23 protein-coding genes are annotated in these 20,861 nt (G+C 54.9%); 9 read left to right on the forward strand and 14 right to left on the reverse strand.

From position 1 onward, the window contains the following. The first annotated feature begins 2 nt into the window (after window positions 1-2). The 5 genes from ACKPCT_RS08755 (at window position 3) to ACKPCT_RS08775 (ending at window position 4,697) form a co-directional block, all read left to right on the forward strand. Entirely contained in the window at window positions 3-704 is a 702-nt protein-coding gene (locus ACKPCT_RS08755) for a type 1 glutamine amidotransferase (protein WP_090068315.1), read from the forward strand. Between the two features lie 117 nt (window positions 705-821). Beyond that, a complete protein-coding gene (locus tag ACKPCT_RS08760) occupies window positions 822-1,952 on the forward strand; it encodes a M24 family metallopeptidase (protein WP_090068313.1) in 1,131 nt (376 codons plus the stop codon). A gap of 19 nt (window positions 1,953-1,971) precedes the next feature. Then, window positions 1,972-2,898, forward strand: coding sequence for a dihydrodipicolinate synthase family protein (locus tag ACKPCT_RS08765; protein WP_319568997.1), 927 nt, complete (start codon window positions 1,972-1,974; stop codon window positions 2,896-2,898). Then, window positions 2,898-3,668, forward strand: coding sequence for an SDR family oxidoreductase (locus ACKPCT_RS08770; RefSeq protein WP_319568998.1), 771 nt, complete (start codon window positions 2,898-2,900; stop codon window positions 3,666-3,668). Before ACKPCT_RS08765 ends, ACKPCT_RS08770 begins: the two co-directional genes overlap by 1 nt. A gap of 414 nt (window positions 3,669-4,082) precedes the next feature. Further along, window positions 4,083-4,697 (forward strand): hypothetical protein, encoded by a 615-nt coding sequence (locus ACKPCT_RS08775; protein WP_319568999.1) that lies wholly within the window; start codon window positions 4,083-4,085, stop codon window positions 4,695-4,697. On the opposite strand, the gene phnN is transcribed toward ACKPCT_RS08775, so the two are convergent. The 14 genes from phnN to phnG all read right to left on the reverse strand — a co-directional run bounded on the left by phnN (window position 4,694) and on the right by phnG (window position 17,617). Further along, window positions 4,694-5,302 carry a phosphonate metabolism protein/1,5-bisphosphokinase (PRPP-forming) PhnN gene (phnN, locus tag ACKPCT_RS08780; protein ID WP_319569000.1) on the reverse strand — a complete coding sequence of 203 codons (609 nt, stop codon included), beginning with the start codon at window positions 5,300-5,302 and terminating at the stop codon, window positions 4,694-4,696. The two genes, ACKPCT_RS08775 and phnN, sit on opposite strands and share 4 nt — an antisense overlap. Window positions 5,303-5,346: 44 nt before the next feature. Continuing rightward, window positions 5,347-6,501, reverse strand: a complete 1,155-nt coding sequence (locus ACKPCT_RS08785) for an alpha-D-ribose 1-methylphosphonate 5-triphosphate diphosphatase (protein ID WP_319569001.1) — start codon at window positions 6,499-6,501, stop codon at window positions 5,347-5,349. Between the two features lie 36 nt (window positions 6,502-6,537). Beyond that, entirely contained in the window at window positions 6,538-7,227 is a 690-nt protein-coding gene (locus ACKPCT_RS08790; protein ID WP_090068302.1) for a DUF1045 domain-containing protein, read from the reverse strand. Window positions 7,228-7,345: 118 nt separating this feature from the next. After that, entirely contained in the window at window positions 7,346-8,914 is a 1,569-nt protein-coding gene (gene phnE, locus ACKPCT_RS08795; protein ID WP_319569002.1) for a phosphonate ABC transporter, permease protein PhnE, read from the reverse strand. A gap of 14 nt (window positions 8,915-8,928) precedes the next feature. Next, on the reverse strand, window positions 8,929-9,888 hold the full coding sequence (phnE, locus tag ACKPCT_RS08800) for a phosphonate ABC transporter, permease protein PhnE (protein WP_175527901.1): 960 nt from the start codon (window positions 9,886-9,888) through the stop codon (window positions 8,929-8,931). Window positions 9,889-10,073: 185 nt separating this feature from the next. Next, complete coding sequence (phnD, locus tag ACKPCT_RS08805) at window positions 10,074-10,988, reverse strand: phosphonate ABC transporter substrate-binding protein (protein WP_090068298.1); 915 nt, start codon at window positions 10,986-10,988, stop codon at window positions 10,074-10,076. A gap of 93 nt (window positions 10,989-11,081) precedes the next feature. Next, window positions 11,082-11,927 (reverse strand): phosphonate ABC transporter ATP-binding protein, encoded by an 846-nt coding sequence (phnC, locus tag ACKPCT_RS08810; protein ID WP_090068295.1) that lies wholly within the window; start codon window positions 11,925-11,927, stop codon window positions 11,082-11,084. Between the two features lie 186 nt (window positions 11,928-12,113). Then, window positions 12,114-12,794, reverse strand: a complete 681-nt coding sequence (locus ACKPCT_RS08815) for a DapH/DapD/GlmU-related protein (RefSeq protein WP_319569403.1) — start codon at window positions 12,792-12,794, stop codon at window positions 12,114-12,116. A 4-nt stretch (window positions 12,795-12,798) separates the two neighbouring features. Beyond that, a complete protein-coding gene (gene phnL / locus ACKPCT_RS08820; RefSeq protein WP_319569003.1) occupies window positions 12,799-13,581 on the reverse strand; it encodes a phosphonate C-P lyase system protein PhnL in 783 nt (260 codons plus the stop codon). Between the two features lie 9 nt (window positions 13,582-13,590). Then, entirely contained in the window at window positions 13,591-14,373 is a 783-nt protein-coding gene (phnK, locus tag ACKPCT_RS08825) for a phosphonate C-P lyase system protein PhnK (protein WP_090068940.1), read from the reverse strand. Window positions 14,374-14,441: 68 nt separating this feature from the next. Beyond that, window positions 14,442-15,398, reverse strand: a complete 957-nt coding sequence (locus ACKPCT_RS08830) for an alpha-D-ribose 1-methylphosphonate 5-phosphate C-P-lyase PhnJ (RefSeq protein WP_090068289.1) — start codon at window positions 15,396-15,398, stop codon at window positions 14,442-14,444. After that, window positions 15,395-16,534 (reverse strand): carbon-phosphorus lyase complex subunit PhnI, encoded by a 1,140-nt coding sequence (locus tag ACKPCT_RS08835; RefSeq protein WP_319569004.1) that lies wholly within the window; start codon window positions 16,532-16,534, stop codon window positions 15,395-15,397. The genes ACKPCT_RS08830 and ACKPCT_RS08835 overlap by 4 nt, the downstream gene beginning before the upstream one ends. A gap of 1 nt (window position 16,535) precedes the next feature. Next, window positions 16,536-17,201 (reverse strand): phosphonate C-P lyase system protein PhnH, encoded by a 666-nt coding sequence (gene phnH, locus ACKPCT_RS08840; RefSeq protein WP_319569005.1) that lies wholly within the window; start codon window positions 17,199-17,201, stop codon window positions 16,536-16,538. Continuing rightward, on the reverse strand, window positions 17,201-17,617 hold the full coding sequence (phnG, locus tag ACKPCT_RS08845; RefSeq protein ID WP_407652483.1) for a phosphonate C-P lyase system protein PhnG: 417 nt from the start codon (window positions 17,615-17,617) through the stop codon (window positions 17,201-17,203). The genes phnH and phnG overlap by 1 nt, the downstream gene beginning before the upstream one ends. Window positions 17,618-18,116: 499 nt before the next feature. Here phnG and phnF point away from each other — a divergent pair, with 499 nt between their 5' ends. The 4 genes from phnF to ACKPCT_RS08865 all read left to right on the forward strand — a co-directional run bounded on the left by phnF (window position 18,117) and on the right by ACKPCT_RS08865 (window position 20,856). Then, the gene (gene phnF / locus ACKPCT_RS08850) at window positions 18,117-18,875 is read left to right on the forward strand and encodes a phosphonate metabolism transcriptional regulator PhnF (protein WP_090068933.1); all 759 of its coding nucleotides are present in this window, start codon (window positions 18,117-18,119) and stop codon (window positions 18,873-18,875) included. A 262-nt stretch (window positions 18,876-19,137) separates the two neighbouring features. Beyond that, entirely contained in the window at window positions 19,138-19,602 is a 465-nt protein-coding gene (locus ACKPCT_RS08855; protein ID WP_090068285.1) for a YbhB/YbcL family Raf kinase inhibitor-like protein, read from the forward strand. 158 nt (window positions 19,603-19,760) lie between these two features. Beyond that, window positions 19,761-20,099 (forward strand): hypothetical protein, encoded by a 339-nt coding sequence (locus ACKPCT_RS08860; RefSeq protein WP_090068932.1) that lies wholly within the window; start codon window positions 19,761-19,763, stop codon window positions 20,097-20,099. Window positions 20,100-20,232: 133 nt separating this feature from the next. Continuing rightward, on the forward strand, window positions 20,233-20,856 hold the full coding sequence (locus tag ACKPCT_RS08865; RefSeq protein WP_090068282.1) for a LuxR C-terminal-related transcriptional regulator: 624 nt from the start codon (window positions 20,233-20,235) through the stop codon (window positions 20,854-20,856). Window positions 20,857-20,861: the final 5 nt, after the last annotated feature.

The raw sequence follows: 20,861 nt of genomic DNA on the forward strand, positions 1-20,861 counted from the left end.
CAATGGGGAAACGTCTTCTATATCTGGGCAATGGCCGCTCCTTGCAGTCGGTTGCCAAACTTGACGAGAGGTTCGAAACCTGGGGCCTCAATGTTGATCGCTTCTGGGCCTTTGACGGCCAGTTTCCGCAATCACTGGATGGCTATGACGGGATCTTTCTTTCCGGCAGCCCCCATGGTGCCTATGAGGATATCGACTTCATCCATCGCGAACATGATTTGATCCATAAAGCGGCTGAACTGAAAATCCCGATGCTTGGTGTATGCTTCGGCCACCAGATTCTGGCATCAGCCCTTTGTGGCAAGGATCAGGTTTTCCGCCGCACCAGCTGCGAGATCGGGTACAAGGATTTGCCGGTCACCGAAGCGGCCCGCACTGACAAGATCGCCAAGGATCTGCATGAGACTGTCCATATGTTCGTCTGGCACAATGACGAAGTGCTCGGCGCCCATCCGGACATGACCATTCTGGCTTATTCGGACGATTGCGCCAACCATGTCTGGCGCTACAAGGACGAGGACATCTGGGGCATTCAGGGCCATCCGGAAGTGACCCTTGCGCAGGCGCCGATCTGGTTTGAACAGAACCGCGAGCGCATGGAGCTGGACGGGGCCGACATCGAAGAGCTGAAGGCTTCAGCTCATGAAGCCGATGAAGCCAAGACCATGCTGACCCGCTTTACCGAACTCGTTCTGAACGGCTGACCCTTCGGGCCAACTGGAAATTGTTTGCCCTGTTCTGACTGGGTACTTCATTGCCAAATTTGAGATCTGATGCCGGTGGCACATCCGCCGGGTTCGGCCCTCTCAAGGAGATTTTACATGCCTACACCTGCTTATTGGTTCGAACGCGAGGAATATCTCGCCCGTCTTGCACGCGTCCAAACTGAACTGAAAAGACGCGATCTGGACGGACTCATTGCCTTTCTGCCCGAAACCGTCACCTGGGTCACCGGCTATTTCACCCGCGCCTATGGAACGCTGCAATTTGCCATCATCCCGGCGGACGGCGAGCCAACGCTCTTTTGTCGCGATGTCGAGGAGTATTATCTCGACACCACGTGTGTCTTTGCCGACCGCGTAATGTGGACTGACAGTGACGACCGTATGAAAGTGGCCGCAGACGCGATCAGGAGCCGCATGGGCGACACCGCCAAACTGGGTATCGAGCTTTCTGCATGGCCTCTGTCTGCAGGGCGGTTTGACTATCTCAATTCTGCGTTGCCGGGCATCATCTGGCAGGACGAGAGTGCCTTGGCCCCGACCATGCGCCTCATCAAATCCCCAGCCGAGATCGCCTATCAACGCCTTGCAGCCAAGGCCGCTGAAGCGGGCATGCAGGCCGCCATCGACTCTTCCGAAGTCGGCGTTTCCGAACGCGAAATGGCCGCACAGATTTGCGCAGCCATGATCCGCGCTGGCTCCGACCTACCCGGCCCCGGTGTGATGTCCTCGGGCGAACGTGCCTTCCACCTGCATGGAGGTTATTCTGACCGAGTTCTGGAAGAAGGCGACATCGTGCAGATCGAGGTGACGCCGAACGTGCATCACTATCATGCCCGCTTCATGCGCCCGATCCGTATCGCTCCGGCAAAAGATAATGATCACGCCATCGTAGAGAAACTGATCGCCATTCAGGACGCCGCTCTTGCGGAAGTGCGTCCGGGTGTGGCAGCAACAGTGCCAGACAGCATCTATCGCGATGGCATCCTTTCTGCAGGCCTGCGCGAAACCTACACCAACAAGACCTTCTATTCGGTCGGCCTTCTGTTGCAGCCAAATGGTGGCGAACCTCTTGAGGCAGAACCAAGTTGCACATGGAAATTCGAACCGGGCCAGACCTTCCACACCTATCTTCTGGCAAGCGGCTACGGCATGTCCGAAACCATCGCCATCACGGAAACGGGCTATGAAAGACTGACCAATTTCCCCCGAAAACTCTTTGTCAAATAATGGTCAGAAAGGAAGAAACATGACGCTTCTTAGCAGTGACACCAAAGGTGTTTTCGCCATTTCGGTCACACCATTCGATGATCAGGGCGCCATCGACTTCGATAGTCTGGATCGCGCGACTGATTTTTACCTCGAAAAAGGCTCCACCGGCATCACCGTGCTCGGCATGATGGGAGAAGCTCCCAAAATGGTGCAGTCCGAGGCAGTCACCATCGCCGAGCGCGTGATCAAGCGCGCCAATGGTGCCCCCATAGTGGTCGGCGTATCCGCACCCGGTCTTGCCGCCGTTGCCGAATTGTCGAAAAAAGCTATGGATCTGGGCGCAGCGGGCGTTATGATCGCACCTCCGGGCAACCTTAAGACCAATGAGCAGATCATTGCCTATTATGGCAATGCCTGTGAGGCTGCGGGCGCCGGGGTACCGGTTGTTTTGCAGGACTTTCCGCTCACCACAGGTGTGAACATCTCCACTGATACGCTCAATACCATTCTGGCGCAGAATGAACAGATAGTCATGCTCAAGCATGAAGACTGGCCGGGGCTGGAGAAGGTCACCGCTGTGCGGGAAGCTGAAAAAGGTGGACGCCGACCGATTTCCATTCTCTGCGGCAATGGCGCCCTCTTCTTGCCGGAAGCCATGGCGCGCGGCGCCAATGGTGCCATGACCGGTTTTGCCTATATCGAAATGCTCAGAGATGTGGTTGCCTATGCTGAAAAAGGCGACATAGACCGTGCACAAGACATCTATGATGCCTATCTACCTCTGGTATGCTACGAACAACAGCCGGGCCTTGGCCTCGCTGTACGCAAATATGTGTTGCAGAAACGCGGCGTCATCGCCTCCGAAGCCATGCGCAAACCGGGCAAGGGCTTGACGGCCGCAGCAAAAGCCGAAGTGGATCGAATTATCGCTCGGCAGGAAAAAAGATTGAAGGAGCTTGGCTGATGGATTTCGGTCTTACAGGAAAACGCGCGCTCGTGCTGGGCGCAAGCCGCGGCTTGGGTGCAGCCTCTGCCATTTTGCTGGCAGAAGAAGGCGCGGATGTCATTGCAGCCTCTCGCTCTGGCGCTTTGCCAAAGGGCCTGCCAGACGCGCTTAAGGATAAGGTGAGCACGGTTACGCTCGACATGACGGATGAAGCCTCTGTCGCTGCCATCATTGCACTGCTGGATAAAGACCCTGTCGACATTCTGGTCAACAACTGTGGCGGTCCGGCTGCTGGTCCTGCCAAGGGGCAGAGCACAGCATCATGGCAGGCTGCCTTCAACGCCATGGCGACACCGATGTTCGCCATCACAGACAAGGCGCTGGAAGCCATGAGTGCAAAAGGCTGGGGCCGCGTGGTGACAGTCGGCTCGTCCGGTATCGTCAATCCGATTCCGAACCTTGCCCTTTCAAACGGTGTCCGTGGTGCTATTGCGGGCTGGTCCAAGACCTTGGCTAGCGAAGTGGCTTCCGCAGGTATCACCGTCAACATGGTTCTGCCAGGCCGCATCGCAACTGACCGTCTGGCGGAGCTTGATGCTGGCAAAGCGAAGAAATCCGGACAGGATGTGGAAGCTGTCAAGGAAGCCTCCCGTGCGACAATTCCGGCTGGCCGCTATGGCAAACCAGAAGAGTTCGGCGCCGTGGTTACCTTTCTTTGCTCTGAGCAGGCAAGCTTTGTTACCGGCTCCATGCTTCGCGTTGATGGCGGCATGATCAAGGGCCTCTAGGCCTGTCCCCCAAATTTCTCATGAGATAAAGAGCCCTGATGCAGCCTTGCTTCAGGGCTTTTCTTTGACTGAGCGAGTGGAATAGAAAAGGGGTTGGGAGAGTCTTTCTGACAGCGCCAAGTTTGTTGTTTATTGCAACTGCCAACCAATAAGCAACGTCATTATAAGATACAGCATCAACATTAGATCACCTCTAAAATATTTCTGAATATTAAATATGAATATTAGCATTAATTGCATCACATTGTGGTCTTTAGCGAATAAAAATGGTAATTTTTGTAATAATTCAAAGTGATAAGAATTCGCAGCTGATGCTCATCCCGCTCAATGCCGCATGAAAGTCTGTATACGGGAAACGCCAGATCTAATGATCCGCCGAGCTGCAAGAATGAACCGGGCCATACGAGTGAATGAATGAATAGACTGTCGAAGGGAGACCCGGTTATCGGATCGCTTATCGGGGATGATCGCATTGAATGGCTAGCATCGCCCAACTGGGATCTTGCCGAACGCCCACAACGCCACAGGGTCTGGTTTCGCATCATGCTGGTAGTCACTTTTGTAACCAGCGTCTGTTCAATTTTGCTCATTCTCAAGCACCCATCTCTCAAAGATGGATCATCGGACCGACCGATTGCCATCGCCCTCATGGCGATTGCTTTCTGGATCACAGGGTATGCGTGGCTCCATTTGGCTCGCTGTTATTTCCGATTGAAAGCACCGCCTTTCGCAGCCAGACAGGTTCGCTATATTCTGACCGACAAGAAGCTTATTGTCCTGCCGGGAGGCTCTGACAGGCTCCTTGTTCAAAAGGAAGACTACTGGCTGTCACGTGCGTCCCTCAAGCCCAACGGATTGGTGCATGATCTTGAATTGCTGTTTGAACACAAGAACAGGCGCGATACTGATCGTCCTATGGGCCCCATAATGCTGCGCGCACTAGACAATGCCGAAACAATAAAAGACGTGATCAGCCAACATTTTTCGACAGCTCCAGCCCGGCAAAACTTCATGCAAGGGCAGGATTAAACGCTCTGCTCGTTGGCCAAACGCGTGACCATTGTGACAAGTGCATCACCTGCAATGTCCAGTGGGCCAGAATTGTCCAGATGCGTGGTCTCATCACCAAAAAGCGGATCAGTGGATAGCTCTGCGGTTCGAGCCAGTCGTCTTTCAATTTCTTCAGCACTCTCCCGGCCCCGTTGCGCAAGCCGTCTGGCAAGGATATCCGGTGCAACGGTCAGATTGATTACCCTTAGCTGCGGGAATTGCTCTTTTAAGATCGGGATGGTTTTGCGAGACCCATTGGCGATGGCAACGCCTCCAGCGGCCATGTGGTCAAGTAATGAAACTGGCAGGCCATAATAGAGACCATGCGCGCCCCACGAGATAACGAAGCGCCCCTGCAATTCGGCTTTTTGAAATTCTGCTACACTCATGCTCTCGTGATCTTCGCTTGGATCTCCGTCCTTACGGGTGATGCAACGTCGTACAAAGAGAATACGGGGATCATCCAGAAATTTTTCGCGCGCATAGGCCAGAAGACTGTCCTTGCCGGAGCCACTCGGGCCGACGAGCAGAACGAGAGTGCCAGCGGCATGAACGGTCACCTCTTTGCTATCTTGGAACACCATTGCCACTTCCCCATGCACTATTCATCTTTCTACCCATATCTCGCTCAGGCAACTCTTGATCCCGTGCGCCAGACCTGACGGATGACAGGCGTGTTTCGCGACTTTTTCACGCGCACCATATCGGCCCGCTTGCCAACTTCAAGTGCCCCGCGATCATCGAGCCCCACAGCCTTGGCGGGCGTATCAGAGATAAGACGGACAGCCTCGGGCAGGCTCAGTTTCTTGTCCTGATCGGCCAAACGGAACACGGACTGCACCAGTGAGAATGGGATATAGTCCGAAGACAGAATGTCGAGCACCCCCAGATCGACCAGATCGCTTGCGGCGATATTACCCGAGTGAGAGCCGCCGCGCACGATATTGGGCGCGCCCATCAATACGGCAAGCCCGGCTTGATGGGAAGCCTTGGCGGCCTCAATCGTGGTGGGGAACTCCGCCACATGCACATCATGGCGCACGGACTCTTCTACATGTGCGATGGTTGCATCATCGTGGGAGGCCAGAATAACACCGCGCTCACGACAAATATCGGCGATTTCCGTGCGATGGCGATCAGAATTGCGCTCGGATGCGGCCGAGCGCCGCTCGCACATCTCTCGGAAGTCCTGATCGGACATCTTCAGTTTGCCTTTGTAATAGACAGCATATTGCTCGATATCGACAAACTGGCGTTGACCGGGGGCATGATCCATAACGGAGACCAGCTTGATCAGGTCATATTTGTCAAACTGGTGAAAGGCGGTCAGGCAATCATCGGCAGAGACTTCACAGCGCAGATGGATGAAGTGGTCTGCCCTCAAGGTGTCTTCTTCCACACCACGCTGAAAGGCATCAGCCATGGTCTTCATGTCGTCATAGGAAAGATCGGCATCATGATCGATACCAACGCGCAAGGCATCAAACACCGTGGTGATACCGGATGTTGCGATTTGCGCATCATGAGAGAGCACCGCCGCCATGGCACTCCAGCGCACTTTCGGACGTGGGGCATAATGGCCCTCGACGTGATCCGTGTGCAATTCGACGAAACCGGGCAGCAGGAAATCACCTTCCATATCTTCAGCGGTTCTGTCCAATGCGGCGCTCAGCGCTCCTTCGGCGATATCATCAATCATGCCGTCTTTGACATGCACGGACCCTTTGACGATCTCGTCGCGCATGACGATCGTGGCATTCTTCAAAAGCAATTCGTTCTTCATTTGCAAAATTCCTTTGGCAGCAAACCTGCGGCAGATCTAGCCAATCCGTATTTGTCGTCGAACCGTGAAGAAGCCGCCCTGCTCCGGTTCTTCATACAGTGCCAGCGAGAGCACTTCCCTTGGCTCTTCGATATGGGAGGCAAAATGCGCCACGAGCGCAGAATGGAATGCGGGCGCAAGGGCATCGGGCACAGGATTGGTGAGGGTCATGTGAAAGCGGAAATCATCGAATATGTAGGGGTAGCCCCATGAAAACAGATTGTCGCGCTGACTTTTTGTCAGCTTGTCGGGATTACGGCGTACAATGTCTTTTTCTTCAAGAGGCGCACGAAAGGCGTCAAAATCCTGCACAAGATTGGAAGCAAGTCTCTTGAGCGGCTCGGAAGGCTCACTGGGGCGCAGGGCAAAGAAAGCCCCCAGTTGGCCAACCTCAAATCTGGGTAAGGTGAAGGGCTTCAGTGTCTTGCAGTAGGCCTCCAACTTCGTTTCCAGCTCTTCGATGCTTTTGCCCTCGGCCAGCGCGAACGGAGCCTTGAGCGTGCCGTGGAAGCCGTAGCGTCTGGCCGATGCGGTCAGTGCGTCGAATTGTTCAAGGTCTATGCCATCCACCAGCGAAGGGCGCGCCACGCTCGCACCGGAGAACACGTCCCTGCCCAGCCAGTCGGCGGCGGCGCTGTTGAGAGGATCTTCTGCGAGGGGAACAAAAAATATGGCGTAGCGTGGCACGGGACATCTTCCTTAGGCTGGGTATTGGATCAGAGAAGCGACTCTGAAGGTCGATTGGGGCGATTTTCCGATTGCCCCAATCGCGTGTTGTTTGCTTGCGGGTGATGAAGAGGCCGGACTAGCCCTTCGTCAGCTTGGTGCGCAGCTTGTTGGAGATGGTATCGAACACATAGACCACAATCAGAATGAGAATGACCATGTAGAACACATTCTCCCAATCCTGATTGGTGCGCATGGCTTCCCAGAGTTTGAGGCCGATGCCGCCTGCGCCGACCGCGCCGATGATCGTGGCCGAGCGGGTGTTGGATTCCCAGAAATAGAGCGACTGGGACAGGAACACCGGCAGCACCTGAGGCACAACACCATAACGCTGCACCAGAACCGGGCTGGCTCCAAGCGACTTGATCCCCTCGCGCTGCTTGTCGTCGATATTCTCGAGAGTTTCCGCGTTCAGTTTGCCCAATGTACCGGTGTCGGTAAAGAAGATCGCCGAGATGCCAGCCAGCGGCCCCGGTCCGAAAGCACGGGTGAAGAACAAAGCCCAGATGAGCATATCAACCGAGCGCTGGAAGTCGAAAAAGCGCTTGATGAGCTGATTGAGAAAGCGGTTCGGCGTGACATTTCTAGCCGCAAGAAACGACAGGGGAAAGGCAATGATGGAAGCAAAGAGCGTACCGACAAAGGCCATGACTATAGTCTGCATCAGTTTGAGCCAGACATCCCCATGCTGCCACTCGCCATTATTGAGGATATTGTCGATAGCCAGCATGAAGTTGGATTGCTCTGGGTCGATCCGATCGCCGGACATAATAAGGCTGAACACCTCCCCCGCACTCTTGTTCCAGAAGGGCGAATTGGTATCGAAGATGAAATTCTCCCACCCCAGAAAGCGGTGATGCACCTTGACCTTATAGTCCTGCACTTCGACGCGGCCATCAAAGCCGAAACGGGCGACGACCTTTTCATTTTCATATTTCTGCTGGGCCCAGCTGGGCAATTGGCCGCGCGGATGAACAGCCTTGTCCCGCTCCACTTCGATGACCAACGTCTCATCACCCTTGGTGATGGTCACCAAACCCGGTATCACAGTGACATGGGCCGGGCCGATGGAAACCTCGGCCTTGGTGGTCACTGTCTTGATCTCGGCCTTGGCCTCTTGACTTGCTCCACCGACATCAGATGGGTTCTCTGCTGTGGGGGCATCAGGGGCCATGAAGCTGAAACTTGACGCTGGCTTGGCGGGCTCGGCAGGCTTTTCTGCCGTTGGTGCATCTGGTGCCATAAAGGAGAAAGCCTGCGCAGGAGCGGCAGATTCATACTGTTCCACCTCAGGCATGATCTCCTTAGTTTCTTGGGACTCGACGATCCAGTCAGGATGCGGATCCTTGCCTAGAGCGGAGAAACGTGGAAATTCGATGCTGAGATAGTCGTTCTCGAACTTGATATCAGGTCGGGCTTCATAAGAGATCCAATCGGCGAGATAAGCACCAGCGATATCCCAGTTGCCATTGGAAATCACCTTGCCGATATGCAGAAAGCTGGAGCCGACAAAGGCATAGATGATCACGGCAATAAAAATGATCAGACCACGGAACCGCTTGAAAAAACTTGGTTTGAAGACCGCTGGATAACGCGCGATCATCTCTTGCATATCCGGTTGCATAGGTGAGGCAGCAATCGTGTTCATGGTGAAATCTCCCGTTACGCGCTTGCGCCAAAGGCAAAGGCCTGATTGCCGACAATCTTCTTGCGCAGCCAGGCAGAGAACTGATCGATGGCGATGATCGTAACAAAGAGCAGCAGGACGATTGCCAACGTCTTTGCTTCATGGCCACGCGAGATGGAAAGACGCAGCGCCTCGCCAATGCCGCCGCCGCCAACAGCACCAATGATGGTGGAAGCGCGCACATTGATTTCCAGCCGCAGCAAGGCATAGGACAGGAAGTTTGGCAGCACCTGCGGCACGATGCCGAACCAGACGCGCTCGACCCAGTTGGCGCCCACGGCCTGAAGCCCCTCGTCGGCCTTCATGTCGGCATTCTCGACCACTTCGAAGAACATCTTGCCCAGCGACCCGATCGTATGGATAGCAACCGCGATCATCGCAGGCACGGCCCCGATTGTCAGCACAGCCACAAAGAAACCGGCAATAACGATTTCAGGGAAGGCACGCAGTATTTCAAGGATGCGGCGCACGACAAAGCGCAGCCATTTTTTCGTCGTCAGGTTGCTTGCTGCAAGGAAGCAGAGAATAAAGCCCAGGAAAAAGCCAATAAGCGTTGAGAAAATCGCAATATTGATCGTCTCAAGCATCTTGTAGACATATTCGGGCATGTAGAGCGAACCGATGAGATAGACCCGACCGTCCGGATAATTGAACTTCAAGCTGCCGTCAAAATAGGGCGAGGGCAAATCAAACAGGGCACGCCAGATTTCCCATCCGTCGCGCGGGATCATGTCGCCGAAAAAGTCGAAGAAATAGGGAAGCCGATCGAAAAATTTGCCCGCGTTGGTCTCATTGGCAAACCAGAGAGAGCCGAATAGAGCAACAAGCAGGATGCCAACGGAAAGAAGGGTATAGCGGCGCCTCTTGCGGCTAAGTTCCTGCCAATGCCGTTCTGTTGCCGCGCAAGCAGGAGACATTTCGACGGGTGGTTTCATGTCTTTCATCTTTCTTCCATAGCGCCCTGTCCCATTGTCAGTGAACTGAACATCAGCTAGGGACTTCCCTTCATGTTCAGGTCAGTGACAAGAGAATTGGCCGTGTTTGCCTTGACTGAGAGAAAAGAGAATGACCCGGCGCGACCGGGTCATCCGTGTTTCAATTCAAAGAACCGAAAGCCCGATTATGAGCCGATCTTTGCTTTACGAGCAGCGATGATGGCTTTGTAGAAATCAACATTGACTTCGGTGAAGCCCTTGTAGTTGCCGCCCTGAATGGCAGAGAAGCACTCTGGATCGGCTTCAGGCATGTTCATCATGAAGTTTTTGAATTTGGTTTTCACTTCAGGATCAAGCGTAGAGCGCACAACGACCGGACCGTTCGGGATCAGCGGAGAAATCCAGAGCTGAACCAGATCGTTCATGTCCAGAATGCCCTTGTCGACCATTTTGCGCAGGTTGCCGGAGGAATAGCCGTCTTCGAATTTGCCAACGCCTGAAGCCCAAGTGGTGCCAGCATCAAAAGTGCCTTTGACAACTTCGAGAACGAGGTTCTCGTGGCCGCCGCCAAAGCCGGTGGAACCGAAGAATTCTTCTACCGGAGCGCCAACAGCTTCTGGCAGGGTAACGGAAGGAACAAGGAAACCTGAGGTGGAGTCAGGATCGGCAAAACCGAGTTTCTTGCCTTTCATGTCCTTCACATCGGTCATGCCGGAATCTTTGCGTGCCACCATCACGGAGTGATAACCGGTGGAGCCGTCCATCTGCACCGTGGTGAGGATTGGTTCAACAGCATCAGGGTTGGTCAGGTAGGTTTTGGCATAACCAGAAGCGCCCAGCTCGGCATAATCAAGCGTGCCGCCGAGCAGGCCCTGAATGGTGCCATCATAGTCAGCAGATGGGAACAGGGATACTTTTTCAACGCCCAGAGCTTCTGGCAGTTTGTCGACCATGCACTGGAAGTTACGTAGACGGTCGGCTTCGTTTTCACCGCCAAGGATACCAATGCGGAATTCTTTTTCAGCAGCGACGGAAGGAGCAGCAGCACCAGCAACGAGAGCAGCCACAGAAACAGCGGCCAGAACAATTTTCTTGAACATTTGACGTCTCCAGATATCAACCGGTTTTACCGGCGTCATTCAATGTGAGCTTTTGAGTGGATTATCGATTGGTTGTCTTCAAATCAGAGCCATTTACGCCGGCGAGGCGATCTCTGCGGAGGCCAGCGACATGGCCGGGGCCTTTTCCGTTTCAGAGGATTCCTTGATTGAGGTCGAGGTGATGGCTTCGGAGATCTCGTTTTCCGCTGTGGAGCCGTAAATCATCTTCACCGCATCACTGGTCAAATCCGATGCAGGGCCATCAAACACAACCTTGCCATGGAACATGCCGATGACACGCTCGCAATAGGTCCGTGCCGTATCCAGCGTGTGCAGGTTGGTAACGACCGTGATGCCGTCGCGCTCATTGATATCCTTGAGGCTGTCCATAACGATTTTTGCGTTGAGCGGATCAAGAGAGGCAATCGGTTCATCAGCCAGAATGACCTTGGGACTCTGCATCAGGGCGCGGGCGATGGCCACGCGCTGCTGCTGACCACCCGACAAGGTCCCTGCCCGCTGCAGCGCTGTTTGTTCGATGCCGAGGCGTTCGAGCGCCATGAGGGCTTGTGCCCGTTCTTCGGCAGAAAATATATTGAGGAGATTGAGGATCGTGTTGCGATGATTGAGGCGCCCGAGCAGCACATTGGTCAACACATCAAGACGCGGCACAAGGTTGAACTGCTGAAAGATCATGGCGCAATCGCGTTGCCAGTCACGCAGCTCTCGCCCCTTGATGGCAGAGACCTGCTTGTCGCCGAAACTGATGGAACCGTCAGAGGGATCAATGAGGCGGTTGATCATCCGCAGCAAGGTGGATTTGCCTGCGCCGGATCGCCCGATCACCCCAACCATCTGACCTTGAGGAATAGAGACGGTGACCGCATCCACAGCTGTGTTGGCGCCAAATCGGCGTGTCACATTCGTCAATTCCAGCATTTGGTATCTCCTTCGCGGCTTGAACTGAACAAGCCAAAAATCTTGGTTCGGGTTTCAATCTCTAACCCGCGAAGGATTACGCATCTTATGTGACATGTGCTTGTCTCGACCATTTCAGTTCCATGACAAGCTGTGTTTTGCAAAGAAAATTGTAACCTTATTACAAAGTCAATATTCCCTTCTATATCACTGAAATTTTGTACCTTTATACTTCTCAAGAAAGGCTTCCGCTTCCAGATTCCGAAAATCGTCTAGCGCGGCACGCAGGGCTTTATGAGGCCAATCCCACCAGGCCAACGCCTTGATTCCCTCTGCTATTTCAGGGGAGAAACGCGAGCGAATTGGATTAGCAGGTACGCCACCGACGATCATATAATCGGGCACATCATGGCTAACCACGGCCCCAGCTCCGATGATGGCGCCATCACCAATAGTCACCCCTGGCAGAATGGTGGCGCCATGGCCGATCCAGACATCATGGCCGATGACGACGCGATGATCGCGCCGCCAGTTGATGAAGGTCTCTTCCTGCTCGCAATCATCGAAATAGGCATTTGCTCGATACGTAAAATGATGCAGGGTTGCCCGCCAATATGGATGGTTGGGCGCGTTGATACGGACAGACTGGGCGATGTTAGCGAATTTGCCGATGGTGGCACACCAGATATTGCCGTCCCGCTCAATATAGGAGTAATCCCCCATGGTGCTTTCTATGATCATCGTTCTGTCGCCCACTTCCGTGTAGCGGCCCAGCTCGGAGTCGGTCACGGTTGCTGTGGGATGAATGGTTGGCTTAACGCCCAACTTGTGTGGTCGTTTGGTGACCTCAGTACCTTCGGGCGCATTGTTATTCTGCTCGTTACTCATGTCTCTAGCCTGCTCTTTGCGTTGCATTGCGCTCACCAGCCAGCTTGGCACTTTGCGCAAAATGGGCAACATCGATTATGGCATCCGCGATCTCTTCGCGCACGTCCTCATCATGAAAAATGCCAAGAAGCGCCACACCCTGCTTCTTCTTCTCCCGGATAAGATCTATCACAACGGCCCGATTGGCTGCATCAAGTGAGGCGGTGGGTTCGTCAAGCAGCAGGATGGGATGATTGGTCAGAAAGCCTCGAGCAATATTGACCCTTTGCTGTTCACCACCTGAGAAAGTTGCAGGCGGCAACTGCCAGAGCTTTTCTGGCAGATTAAGCCGCGCCAGCATGGTGCCTGCCTTATCGCGTGCGCTTGTTACCTCTTCGCCCTGCTCGACCAGCGCTTCTGCGGCGACATCAAGCGCGGGAACGCGCGGCATAGCCCGCAGGAACTGACTTACATAGCCAACAGCTTCGCGGCGCACAGCCAGCACAGTGCGCGGATCAGCCGTTGCGATATCCACCATCGTCTCGCGATAGGCCACCATGATCTGTCCGCAGTTGGCGCTGTAATTGCCGTAGATCATCTTCAGGATGGAGCTTTTGCCAACGCCGGACGGGCCGCCCAACACCGCGCATTCCCCTGCGCGCAGAGCGAAATTGACCCCCGCAACGACCGGAATGGACACAGAGCCACGCAAATGCATCGTGAAGTTCTTGGCGACATCCGTCAGAATAACCGGTGTCGTCTTGACTATCGATGACAGTGTATTGGAGGACGAAAGTGTGTTTTCCATCTGACGCTCCTAAACCTGAAGAATGGATGAGATGAGAAGCTGGGTATAGGGCGCTTGCGGATCATCAAGCACGCGATCCGTCAGGCCGGTTTCGATGATGCGGCCCTCTTTCATAACCACCATGCGATGGGAAAGCAGGCGCGCCACCGCCAGATCATGCGTGACAACGATGGCGGCGAGCCCCAATTCGGCAACGAGGCTGCGTAGCAGGTCGAGCAAACGGGCCTGCACCGAGACATCAAGACCGCCGGTTGGCTCATCCATGAAGACAAGGCGCGGACCGGTTACCAGATTGCGCGCGATCTGCAATCGCTGACGCATGCCGCCCGAGAAGGCACGGGGCTGGTCATCGATGCGGTCCTTGGCGATCTCCACCTGCTCAAGCCAGTCGGACGCCGTCTGCCGGATATCACCATAATGCTGCTCGCCAATCGCCATAAGACGCTCGCCAACATTGGCTCCGGCCGAAACCGTCATACGCAGGCCATCGGCCGGGTTTTGATGTACAAAGCCCCAATCTGTGCGCATCAGGAAGCGTTTCTCGGCTTCACTCAGGCGGAAAACTTCGCGCATTGTGTCATCGCGCATACGATAGTTGACCATGCCGGAGGTCGGGGTCATGCGCGTGGAGATGCAATCCAGAAGCGTTGTCTTGCCTGAGCCGGATTCCCCGACAATGGCAAGCACCTCACCGGGCCACAAATCGAAGCTCACATCTTCGCAGCCGATACGACGACCGTAATATTTGCTTACAGAGCGCACCTGGAGCAGCGGCTTTTCACTGAGGTCCATGGGGCGCGGCGCAACAAGAGATGTCTTGGGCAGATGATCACCGGCATGAGTCATATCCATATGTCTGGTCATGCGTCCGCTCCTTCCTGACTGATTTGTGCGGAGAGGCTCTCTTCACTTTCATAAATATCCGGAGACAGGGCTCCGCGATGGCCTTTGGCGCGGCGGTCTTCGCAATAGTCGCTGTCAGAGCAGACAAACATGCGCCCGCCCTGATCATCGAGAATGACTTCATCAAGAAACACGCCCGTTCCACCACATAGAGCGCAAGGCTCTTCGAAGGTCTGCACCTCAAAGGGGTAGTCCTCAAAATCGAGGCTTACCACATCGGTATAGGGCGGAATGGCGTAGATGCGCATTTCGCGGCCCGCCCCATAAAGCTGGAGAGCTTCGCTCTGATTCATTTTCGGATTGTCAAATTTCGGGGTTGGCGACGGGTCCATGATGTAACGCCCCTTCACCTTCACCGGATAGGCATAGTTGGTTGCGATATGGCCCTTCTGGGCGATATCCTCATAGAGCTTCACATGCATGAGGCCATAGTCTTCGACCGCATGCATCTTGCGGGTTTCGGTTTCGCGCGGCTCCAGAAAACGCAAGGGTTCGGGGATCGGCACCTGAAAGACAATCACCTGCCCTTCATGCAATTGCTCTTCGGGGATGCGGTGACGGGTCTGGATGACGGACGCCTCACCGGTGTGGGTGGTCGTCTTGACCTTTGCCATTTTGGCAAAGAAGGCCCTGATAGACACCGCATTGGTGGTATCGTCAGCCCCCTGATCGATGACCTTGAGGGTATCGTCCGGTCCGATGATGGAGGCGGTTACCTGCACGCCGCCGGTACCCCACCCATAGGGCATGGGCATTTCGCGGCTGGCAAAGGGCACTTGATAGCCGGGAATGGCAATGCCCTTGAGGATCGCACGGCGGATCATGCGTTTGGTCTGCTCATCGAGATAGGCGAAGTTATAGTCGGCAATGGCGCCCGATTGCGCCTCGCTTGAGCTGAAAGGTGCGGATGTCATTGTGCCGCCTCCTGCGTATCATCCGCCTCTGCTGTTTGCGGACTTGACTCATAGAATTCCGATTGCATCTGGCGCACAAGCTTCAGCTCGGCCTGAAAATCCACATAGTGCGGCAGTTTGAGATGCTCAACAAAGCCGGTTGCCTGCACATTGTCTGCGTGGGAAATGACAAATTCCTCGTCCTGCGCGGGCGCGAGAATGTCCTCTTCCAGCTCCTTGGCCCGCAAGGCTCGGTCACACAGCGCCATGGACATGGACTTGCGCTCTGATTGGCCGAACACCAGCCCGTAGCCTCGGGTGAATTGCGGCGGCACGGTTTTGGAGCCCTTGAACTGGTTGACCATCTGGCACTCGCTCACCTGAATGCGGCCAACGGACACGGCAAAGCCCAACTCCGGAACCTCCACTTCCACATCAACCTCGCCAATCCGGATTTCTCCGGCGAACGGGTGACTGCGCCCAAAGCCGCGCTGGGTGGAATAGCCAAGCGAGAGAAGGAAGCCTTCATCACCACGGGAGAGCGCCTGCAGGCGCAGATCTCGGCTCATGGGGAATTGCATCGGCTTGCGCGTCAAGTCACCCGGCTCGTCCCAATCGCAGCCGCTCTCCGGTTCCTCACTGTCGGGTTCCATCAAACCTTCCCCCGCAATCAGATCCGATACGCGCGGCATAGGCTCATCAGTCTGATCATCTGAAGGATTGACCGCTTCTGGTGCGGGTACCTCTTCATCCGTCGCCAGCGACGGATCAAGCAAGCGGTGGGTATAATCAAAGGTCGGCCCGAGGATCTGCCCGCCGGGCAAATCCTTGAAGGTTGCCGAGATGCGCCGATGGATCTGCATCGCGCTGGTATCCACCGGCTTGGAATATCCCATGCGCGGAAGCGTTGTGCGATAGGCGCGCAACAGGAAGATCGCTTCGATCATGTCTCCACGAGCCTGCTTGATGGCAAGGGCCGCTAATTCCCTGTCATAAAGAGCGCCTTCGCTCATGACCCGATCCACAGCAAGAGCCATTTGTTCGGAGATCTGCTCCAGCGAGATGGCAGGCAGCGCTCTGTCTCCCCGGCGGCGATCTGCCAGCAGCTCGTGCGCGGCCTTAATGGCGGCTTCCCCGCCCTTTACAGCAACATACATATCAGTGCTCCTGCTTGTCAGAGGCGTTGGGATTTGCAAGGGCAATGCGCGTTGTGCGCGGCAAACAGGCAATTGCGTCGGGAGAGACGAAAATGATGTCGACACCGCGAGGAAAGAGCGCGTGATTGTCTTGCCACTGGGACACAAACAAAGAGGAAAGCACCGAGACCGTCAGGCTATTCTGATCCTTGATGCCGGGACCGGAAAGACACCATTGCGGCTTGTCGCTTAATGCTTCTACCTCGATCATCAATGTGGCGGAGCGATCCGGATAATCCTGTGACCCTTTGGCGAAGCCATCGAGCGCGGGCATCTCCTTGCCACCTTTCAACACAGCGAAAGACGCCTCTGAAGGCTCGGCGGCAAATGGCGCGCCGATATGGAAGGTCAACCAATTTACAAGGGCGCTGTTGTCTGCGAGAGCCTCTTCCAGCCATACCGATGTATCCGCATCGGCCAATGTCGCCAGAACCGCTGCCGTCAATGGATAGATGGACGCTGGAGGCTGCGCGTCGGTTTTTAGCGGATGAATTGTACCGGGGCGAGCCATGGCATACATGATAGAGCGAAAAAGGCGTTGGGTTTGAAAAACGGGGTCGCCTAACCCGCCGATCATCGCATCCAGATTCGCCCCTGTGGCTGGATTGTTAGACATCATTTCAGCCATCAGTCGTCTCCTCTGACCATTGTGAAGAAATTGACGCGGGTGGCCTGCGTTTGTGCCGCCCTGCCCTTATCTTTGTCCGTTGCCAGTTTTTTGAGGGGAGCAAGTATGGACATTTCGATCCGCACTTCCATCTCGGGATCGCTTGCCATCGCGTCGATCACAGCGGCCAGCTTTGCCTTGCCATGATCGCGTCCGAGCATGAGCGCATGGCCGATGGCACCATTTTCTATACGCACTGTGGCGCGCGTCATGGTGGCTTCACCAAAGTTGAAGGGTGCCCCGCCTCCTCCGATGCGGCCGCGCAAGGCTACCAATCCGGTTTCTGGCCCGCGCAGCAGTTCGCAGCCGGGGTCAAGCTCTAGCGTCTTCCAGAGCCGGATCAGTTCCGCCATTTGGGCATGAGCCAGAACAGACATGCGCTCTTGCCGTGCTTTTTGCTGTGGCGAGAGGGCTTCCCGTGCCTTTTCATTGCTTTGGGCCTTTTCAGCATAGGCTGCCTCGGCCTGTGATGATTGGGTGTGTTGCATGATGGTCATTCCAGTTTGGGGTCAAATCCGGTTTGAGCTGGTTGCTGCAAAAAGCCTTCTTTCAGGGAAAAGAGCTGGGCCGCATCTCGTCCATGACGAGAAAGCCTTTGGTCTTTGCGCCATATTCCCATGAATCTTGGCTCACGCTTGCAAATTTGTATATTCATATAGACAAGTAAACTTATGCATGAGATACAGCCAGATAATGACGCCCCTATGACATCCGCATGACTTTTAAATTTTCCAAATGGCAGAGGCACAAAGAGCCGCCAAAGCGGCAGCAGGAAACAAAGATATGGGCAGCTGGGCGCATAAAGATAGCCGTTATGATGCGAATCAGGCCACGATGGCAGTTCCCCTGTCCCATCGCCCAGAGGAGCACGGCGTTATGGCTTCGGACATCATCAGAAGTGGCATAGGACGTCGCACAGGCATTGCCTTGTGGCGACAAATTGCCGACGCAATCCGGGCAGGTATTACTTCGGGGCTGGGAGACAAGCATGGAAAACTGCCGCCAGAAATGGAGCTGGCCGAGCTATTCGGGGTCAACCGCCACACGGTGCGCTCTGCCATCTCGGCCCTTGTCAGCGAAGGCATTCTGCGCGCAGAACAGGGACGTGGCACTTTTATCATTCAGCCAGACCGTCTGACCTATCCCATTTCCAAGCGCACCCGCTTTTCGGCCAGTCTGGCTGAACAAGGCCAGAGGGGCGAATCCCGCATGATGTCGCACGATGTGATGCCTGCGCCGGAAGAGGTTGCGCAGGCCCTGCAGCTGGATGTCGGAGCGCCGGTGCTTCAGGTCCGGTCTGTCGGTGTTGGCGATGATACTCCGGTCAGCCGTGCGACAGCATGGTTCGAGCATGCGCGCTTTCCCGATATGGCGGACAATCTGCTGCGCTTTAATTCTGTCACCAGAGCATTTGCCGCCTGCGGGCTGGATGATTATGTGCGCATATCAACGCGCATCGAGGCCTATCACGCGACGCTGGATGATGTGGAGATCTTGCGCCTGTCACCAGGCTCGATAGTATTGGTGACCTTTGCGATCAATGCCGATCTCGAAGGGCGACCGGTGCAATATTCCAAGACCCGCTTTGCTGCAGATCGTGTGAGTTTGCAGGTCGAGCATGCCCCTCTTTCATGATGCCTTGTGAAACGTCTTTTCTGTCCACAAGGGGAGAAAGTTGAGAAGCCACAGCCTTGCCCAAATACTCCTCGCCTTGTGCGGCCTTCTTGTAATCTCGTGAAATTTGCCTAGTCTGGAAACAGACCTCATGCCCTCACTTCAGGGCAAGGTCGGAAAATGGTGCCGACAGAATGCCGGTACAGGCTATTGATTTCATTTTAGTCTTTGCGCGTGCTCTTACGTTTGGTCAGAGCACAGAAGTTCTTCAGGAGGATAATCCATGCAGCTTATCAGTCCCGACTTTAAAAATGGCGATCCGCTACCCCAAAAGAGCGTTTCACAAGGCCTAGGTGGAGAAGACCTTTCCCCTACCCTTCAGTGGAGCGGCGTTCCGGCAGAGGCCAAAAGCCTTGCCCTGACCTGCTATGATCCGGACGCCCCAACCGGATCGGGTTTCTGGCACATGATCATCACCAACATTCCTGTTTCCGAGTCTGGTGAGATTTCCAGCGCCACCCTGCCGGCCAGTGCCAAAAGCGCACTCAATGACGCAGGAACAGAGAATTTCACGGGCGCTTATCCGCCGCCGGATGATCCTGCCCATCGCTATATCTTTACGCTTCATGCCCTGAGTCTGGATGAAATCGAACCGGACGGCATGACCGGAGCCTATGTGCGTTTCAATATCATGCGCAATCAGCTTGCATCCGCCAGCATCACTGGCCTCTTTAAAAACAACGGCTGACAAGCAAGCCATTGGCGTTTACGCCTCAGCTGTGGTTTGTTAAAGACATCAATTCTGGTCGGGCCGATGCGTCCGACCATTCGCCTCAGGGCACCGAAAGCGGCCGCGGCCAACAGATTGCTGCTCCGTTCTTGTTTTTTGTGAAAGGTTTCGTCCTCATGAAGCGCGTCAATCCGCTCAAACTCAATAAACTGCAATTGAAGACCCTTGTCCTGACCCAAATTCTGGCGCGCTCTCAGCCGGATGAGGCATGGAACACCGATGGCACGATTACCATTCTCCGTCTGCCGCATGCCCATGGTGACCATCTGCATGTGGGCGAGTATGTCGTAAACAGCGCCGATGCAACGGGCTTCAACAACCGGGCCGTTTGGACAGCGCTTGCGCGTAAAGGGCTTGTCAACGACAAGGACGTGCCGCCAATCGTCCTTACCCGTGAAGGGCTCGATTATGACACTGGCCTTGATCACCATTTCCTCGCGAAATCAGACCACTAATGACCGGTCGCCGGGCTTGTACAGATGTAGCTCTGGACAGTTCGGCACCTTCATTGGACACTTATCCTCATAGACCACTCTTTTTGGCCCCGGCTCTTCATTCAACCCTTTTGATTATCGGGGAGGATTCCTTATGCGGATCATTCTGGCAGACGACCATCCTTTATACAGAACCGGCATGAAGCAATTGTTGTCCGGCCTGTTTCCGGAGGCAAGCATTGACGAGGCAGGCGACGCCAGTGATCTCAATGCGCAGATTTCTGCCGCACCCGATCCGGATCTGATCATCTCTGACCTGCTGTTTCCCGGCTTTGACTATATGCGCGACCTGAAACGACTTAGGCAGACCTTTTCCCTTTGCCCGATCATTGCGGTTTCGATGATGAATGACCCCGCCGAGGTGGATCATATCATGGCGCTTGGCGTGAATGGATACGTCTCGAAATCCGTTTCTTCCGATCAAATGCTCCAAGCGGTGGAAAGCGTCATGAAGGGCAATATCGAGGTTCGCCTGAGCGATGAGGGGCTTTCGCCTGACGTCAACGGCCTGATCAAACCTGCACTGGATGAGTTGACACCACGCCAGATCGAGATTCTCAAGCTGCTGCGCCACGGCCTTTCGAATAAGGAAATCGCTCGCGAGCTGGATCTATCGCCCTTCACGGTCCGCAGTCATGTTTCAGCCCTGATGAAAAATCTGGGCGTCTCGAACCGGGCCGCGGCGTCGGCCATTGCGGCGAGCTATGGACTGAATTGATAGCC

Source organism: Cohaesibacter marisflavi (genome assembly GCF_963665895.2).
GTDB classification, from domain to species: Bacteria; Pseudomonadota; Alphaproteobacteria; order Rhizobiales; family Cohaesibacteraceae; genus Cohaesibacter; species Cohaesibacter marisflavi.

Excerpts from the sequence above, each read along its gene's own strand:
- phnC (WP_090068295.1), bottom strand. The coding sequence starts at position 11,927 with ATGCTGGAATTGACGAATGTGACACGCCGATTTGGCGCCAACACAGCT.
- ACKPCT_RS08760 (WP_090068313.1), top strand. The coding sequence starts at position 822 with ATGCCTACACCTGCTTATTGGTTCGAACGCGAGGAATATCTCGCCCGT.
- ACKPCT_RS08855 (WP_090068285.1), top strand. The coding sequence starts at position 19,138 with ATGCAGCTTATCAGTCCCGACTTTAAAAATGGCGATCCGCTACCCCAA.
- ACKPCT_RS08770 (WP_319568998.1), top strand. The coding sequence starts at position 2,898 with ATGGATTTCGGTCTTACAGGAAAACGCGCGCTCGTGCTGGGCGCAAGC.
- ACKPCT_RS08835 (WP_319569004.1), bottom strand. The coding sequence starts at position 16,534 with ATGTATGTTGCTGTAAAGGGCGGGGAAGCCGCCATTAAGGCCGCGCAC.
- ACKPCT_RS08860 (WP_090068932.1), top strand. The coding sequence starts at position 19,761 with ATGAAGCGCGTCAATCCGCTCAAACTCAATAAACTGCAATTGAAGACC.
- phnF (WP_090068933.1), top strand. The coding sequence starts at position 18,117 with ATGGCTTCGGACATCATCAGAAGTGGCATAGGACGTCGCACAGGCATT.
- phnE (WP_319569002.1), bottom strand. The coding sequence starts at position 8,914 with ATGAACACGATTGCTGCCTCACCTATGCAACCGGATATGCAAGAGATG.
- ACKPCT_RS08755 (WP_090068315.1), top strand. The coding sequence starts at position 3 with ATGGGGAAACGTCTTCTATATCTGGGCAATGGCCGCTCCTTGCAGTCG.
- phnG (WP_407652483.1), bottom strand. The coding sequence starts at position 17,617 with ATGTCTGTTCTGGCTCATGCCCAAATGGCGGAACTGATCCGGCTCTGG.
- ACKPCT_RS08815 (WP_319569403.1), bottom strand. The coding sequence starts at position 12,794 with ATGAGTAACGAGCAGAATAACAATGCGCCCGAAGGTACTGAGGTCACC.
- ACKPCT_RS08765 (WP_319568997.1), top strand. The coding sequence starts at position 1,972 with ATGACGCTTCTTAGCAGTGACACCAAAGGTGTTTTCGCCATTTCGGTC.
- phnE (WP_175527901.1), bottom strand. The coding sequence starts at position 9,888 with ATGAAACCACCCGTCGAAATGTCTCCTGCTTGCGCGGCAACAGAACGG.
- ACKPCT_RS08865 (WP_090068282.1), top strand. The coding sequence starts at position 20,233 with ATGCGGATCATTCTGGCAGACGACCATCCTTTATACAGAACCGGCATG.
- phnH (WP_319569005.1), bottom strand. The coding sequence starts at position 17,201 with ATGGCTGAAATGATGTCTAACAATCCAGCCACAGGGGCGAATCTGGAT.
- ACKPCT_RS08785 (WP_319569001.1), bottom strand. The coding sequence starts at position 6,501 with ATGAAGAACGAATTGCTTTTGAAGAATGCCACGATCGTCATGCGCGAC.
- ACKPCT_RS08830 (WP_090068289.1), bottom strand. The coding sequence starts at position 15,398 with ATGACATCCGCACCTTTCAGCTCAAGCGAGGCGCAATCGGGCGCCATT.
- phnL (WP_319569003.1), bottom strand. The coding sequence starts at position 13,581 with ATGGAAAACACACTTTCGTCCTCCAATACACTGTCATCGATAGTCAAG.
- phnK (WP_090068940.1), bottom strand. The coding sequence starts at position 14,373 with ATGGACCTCAGTGAAAAGCCGCTGCTCCAGGTGCGCTCTGTAAGCAAA.
- phnN (WP_319569000.1), bottom strand. The coding sequence starts at position 5,302 with ATGGTGTTCCAAGATAGCAAAGAGGTGACCGTTCATGCCGCTGGCACT.
- ACKPCT_RS08775 (WP_319568999.1), top strand. The coding sequence starts at position 4,083 with ATGAATAGACTGTCGAAGGGAGACCCGGTTATCGGATCGCTTATCGGG.
- phnD (WP_090068298.1), bottom strand. The coding sequence starts at position 10,988 with ATGTTCAAGAAAATTGTTCTGGCCGCTGTTTCTGTGGCTGCTCTCGTT.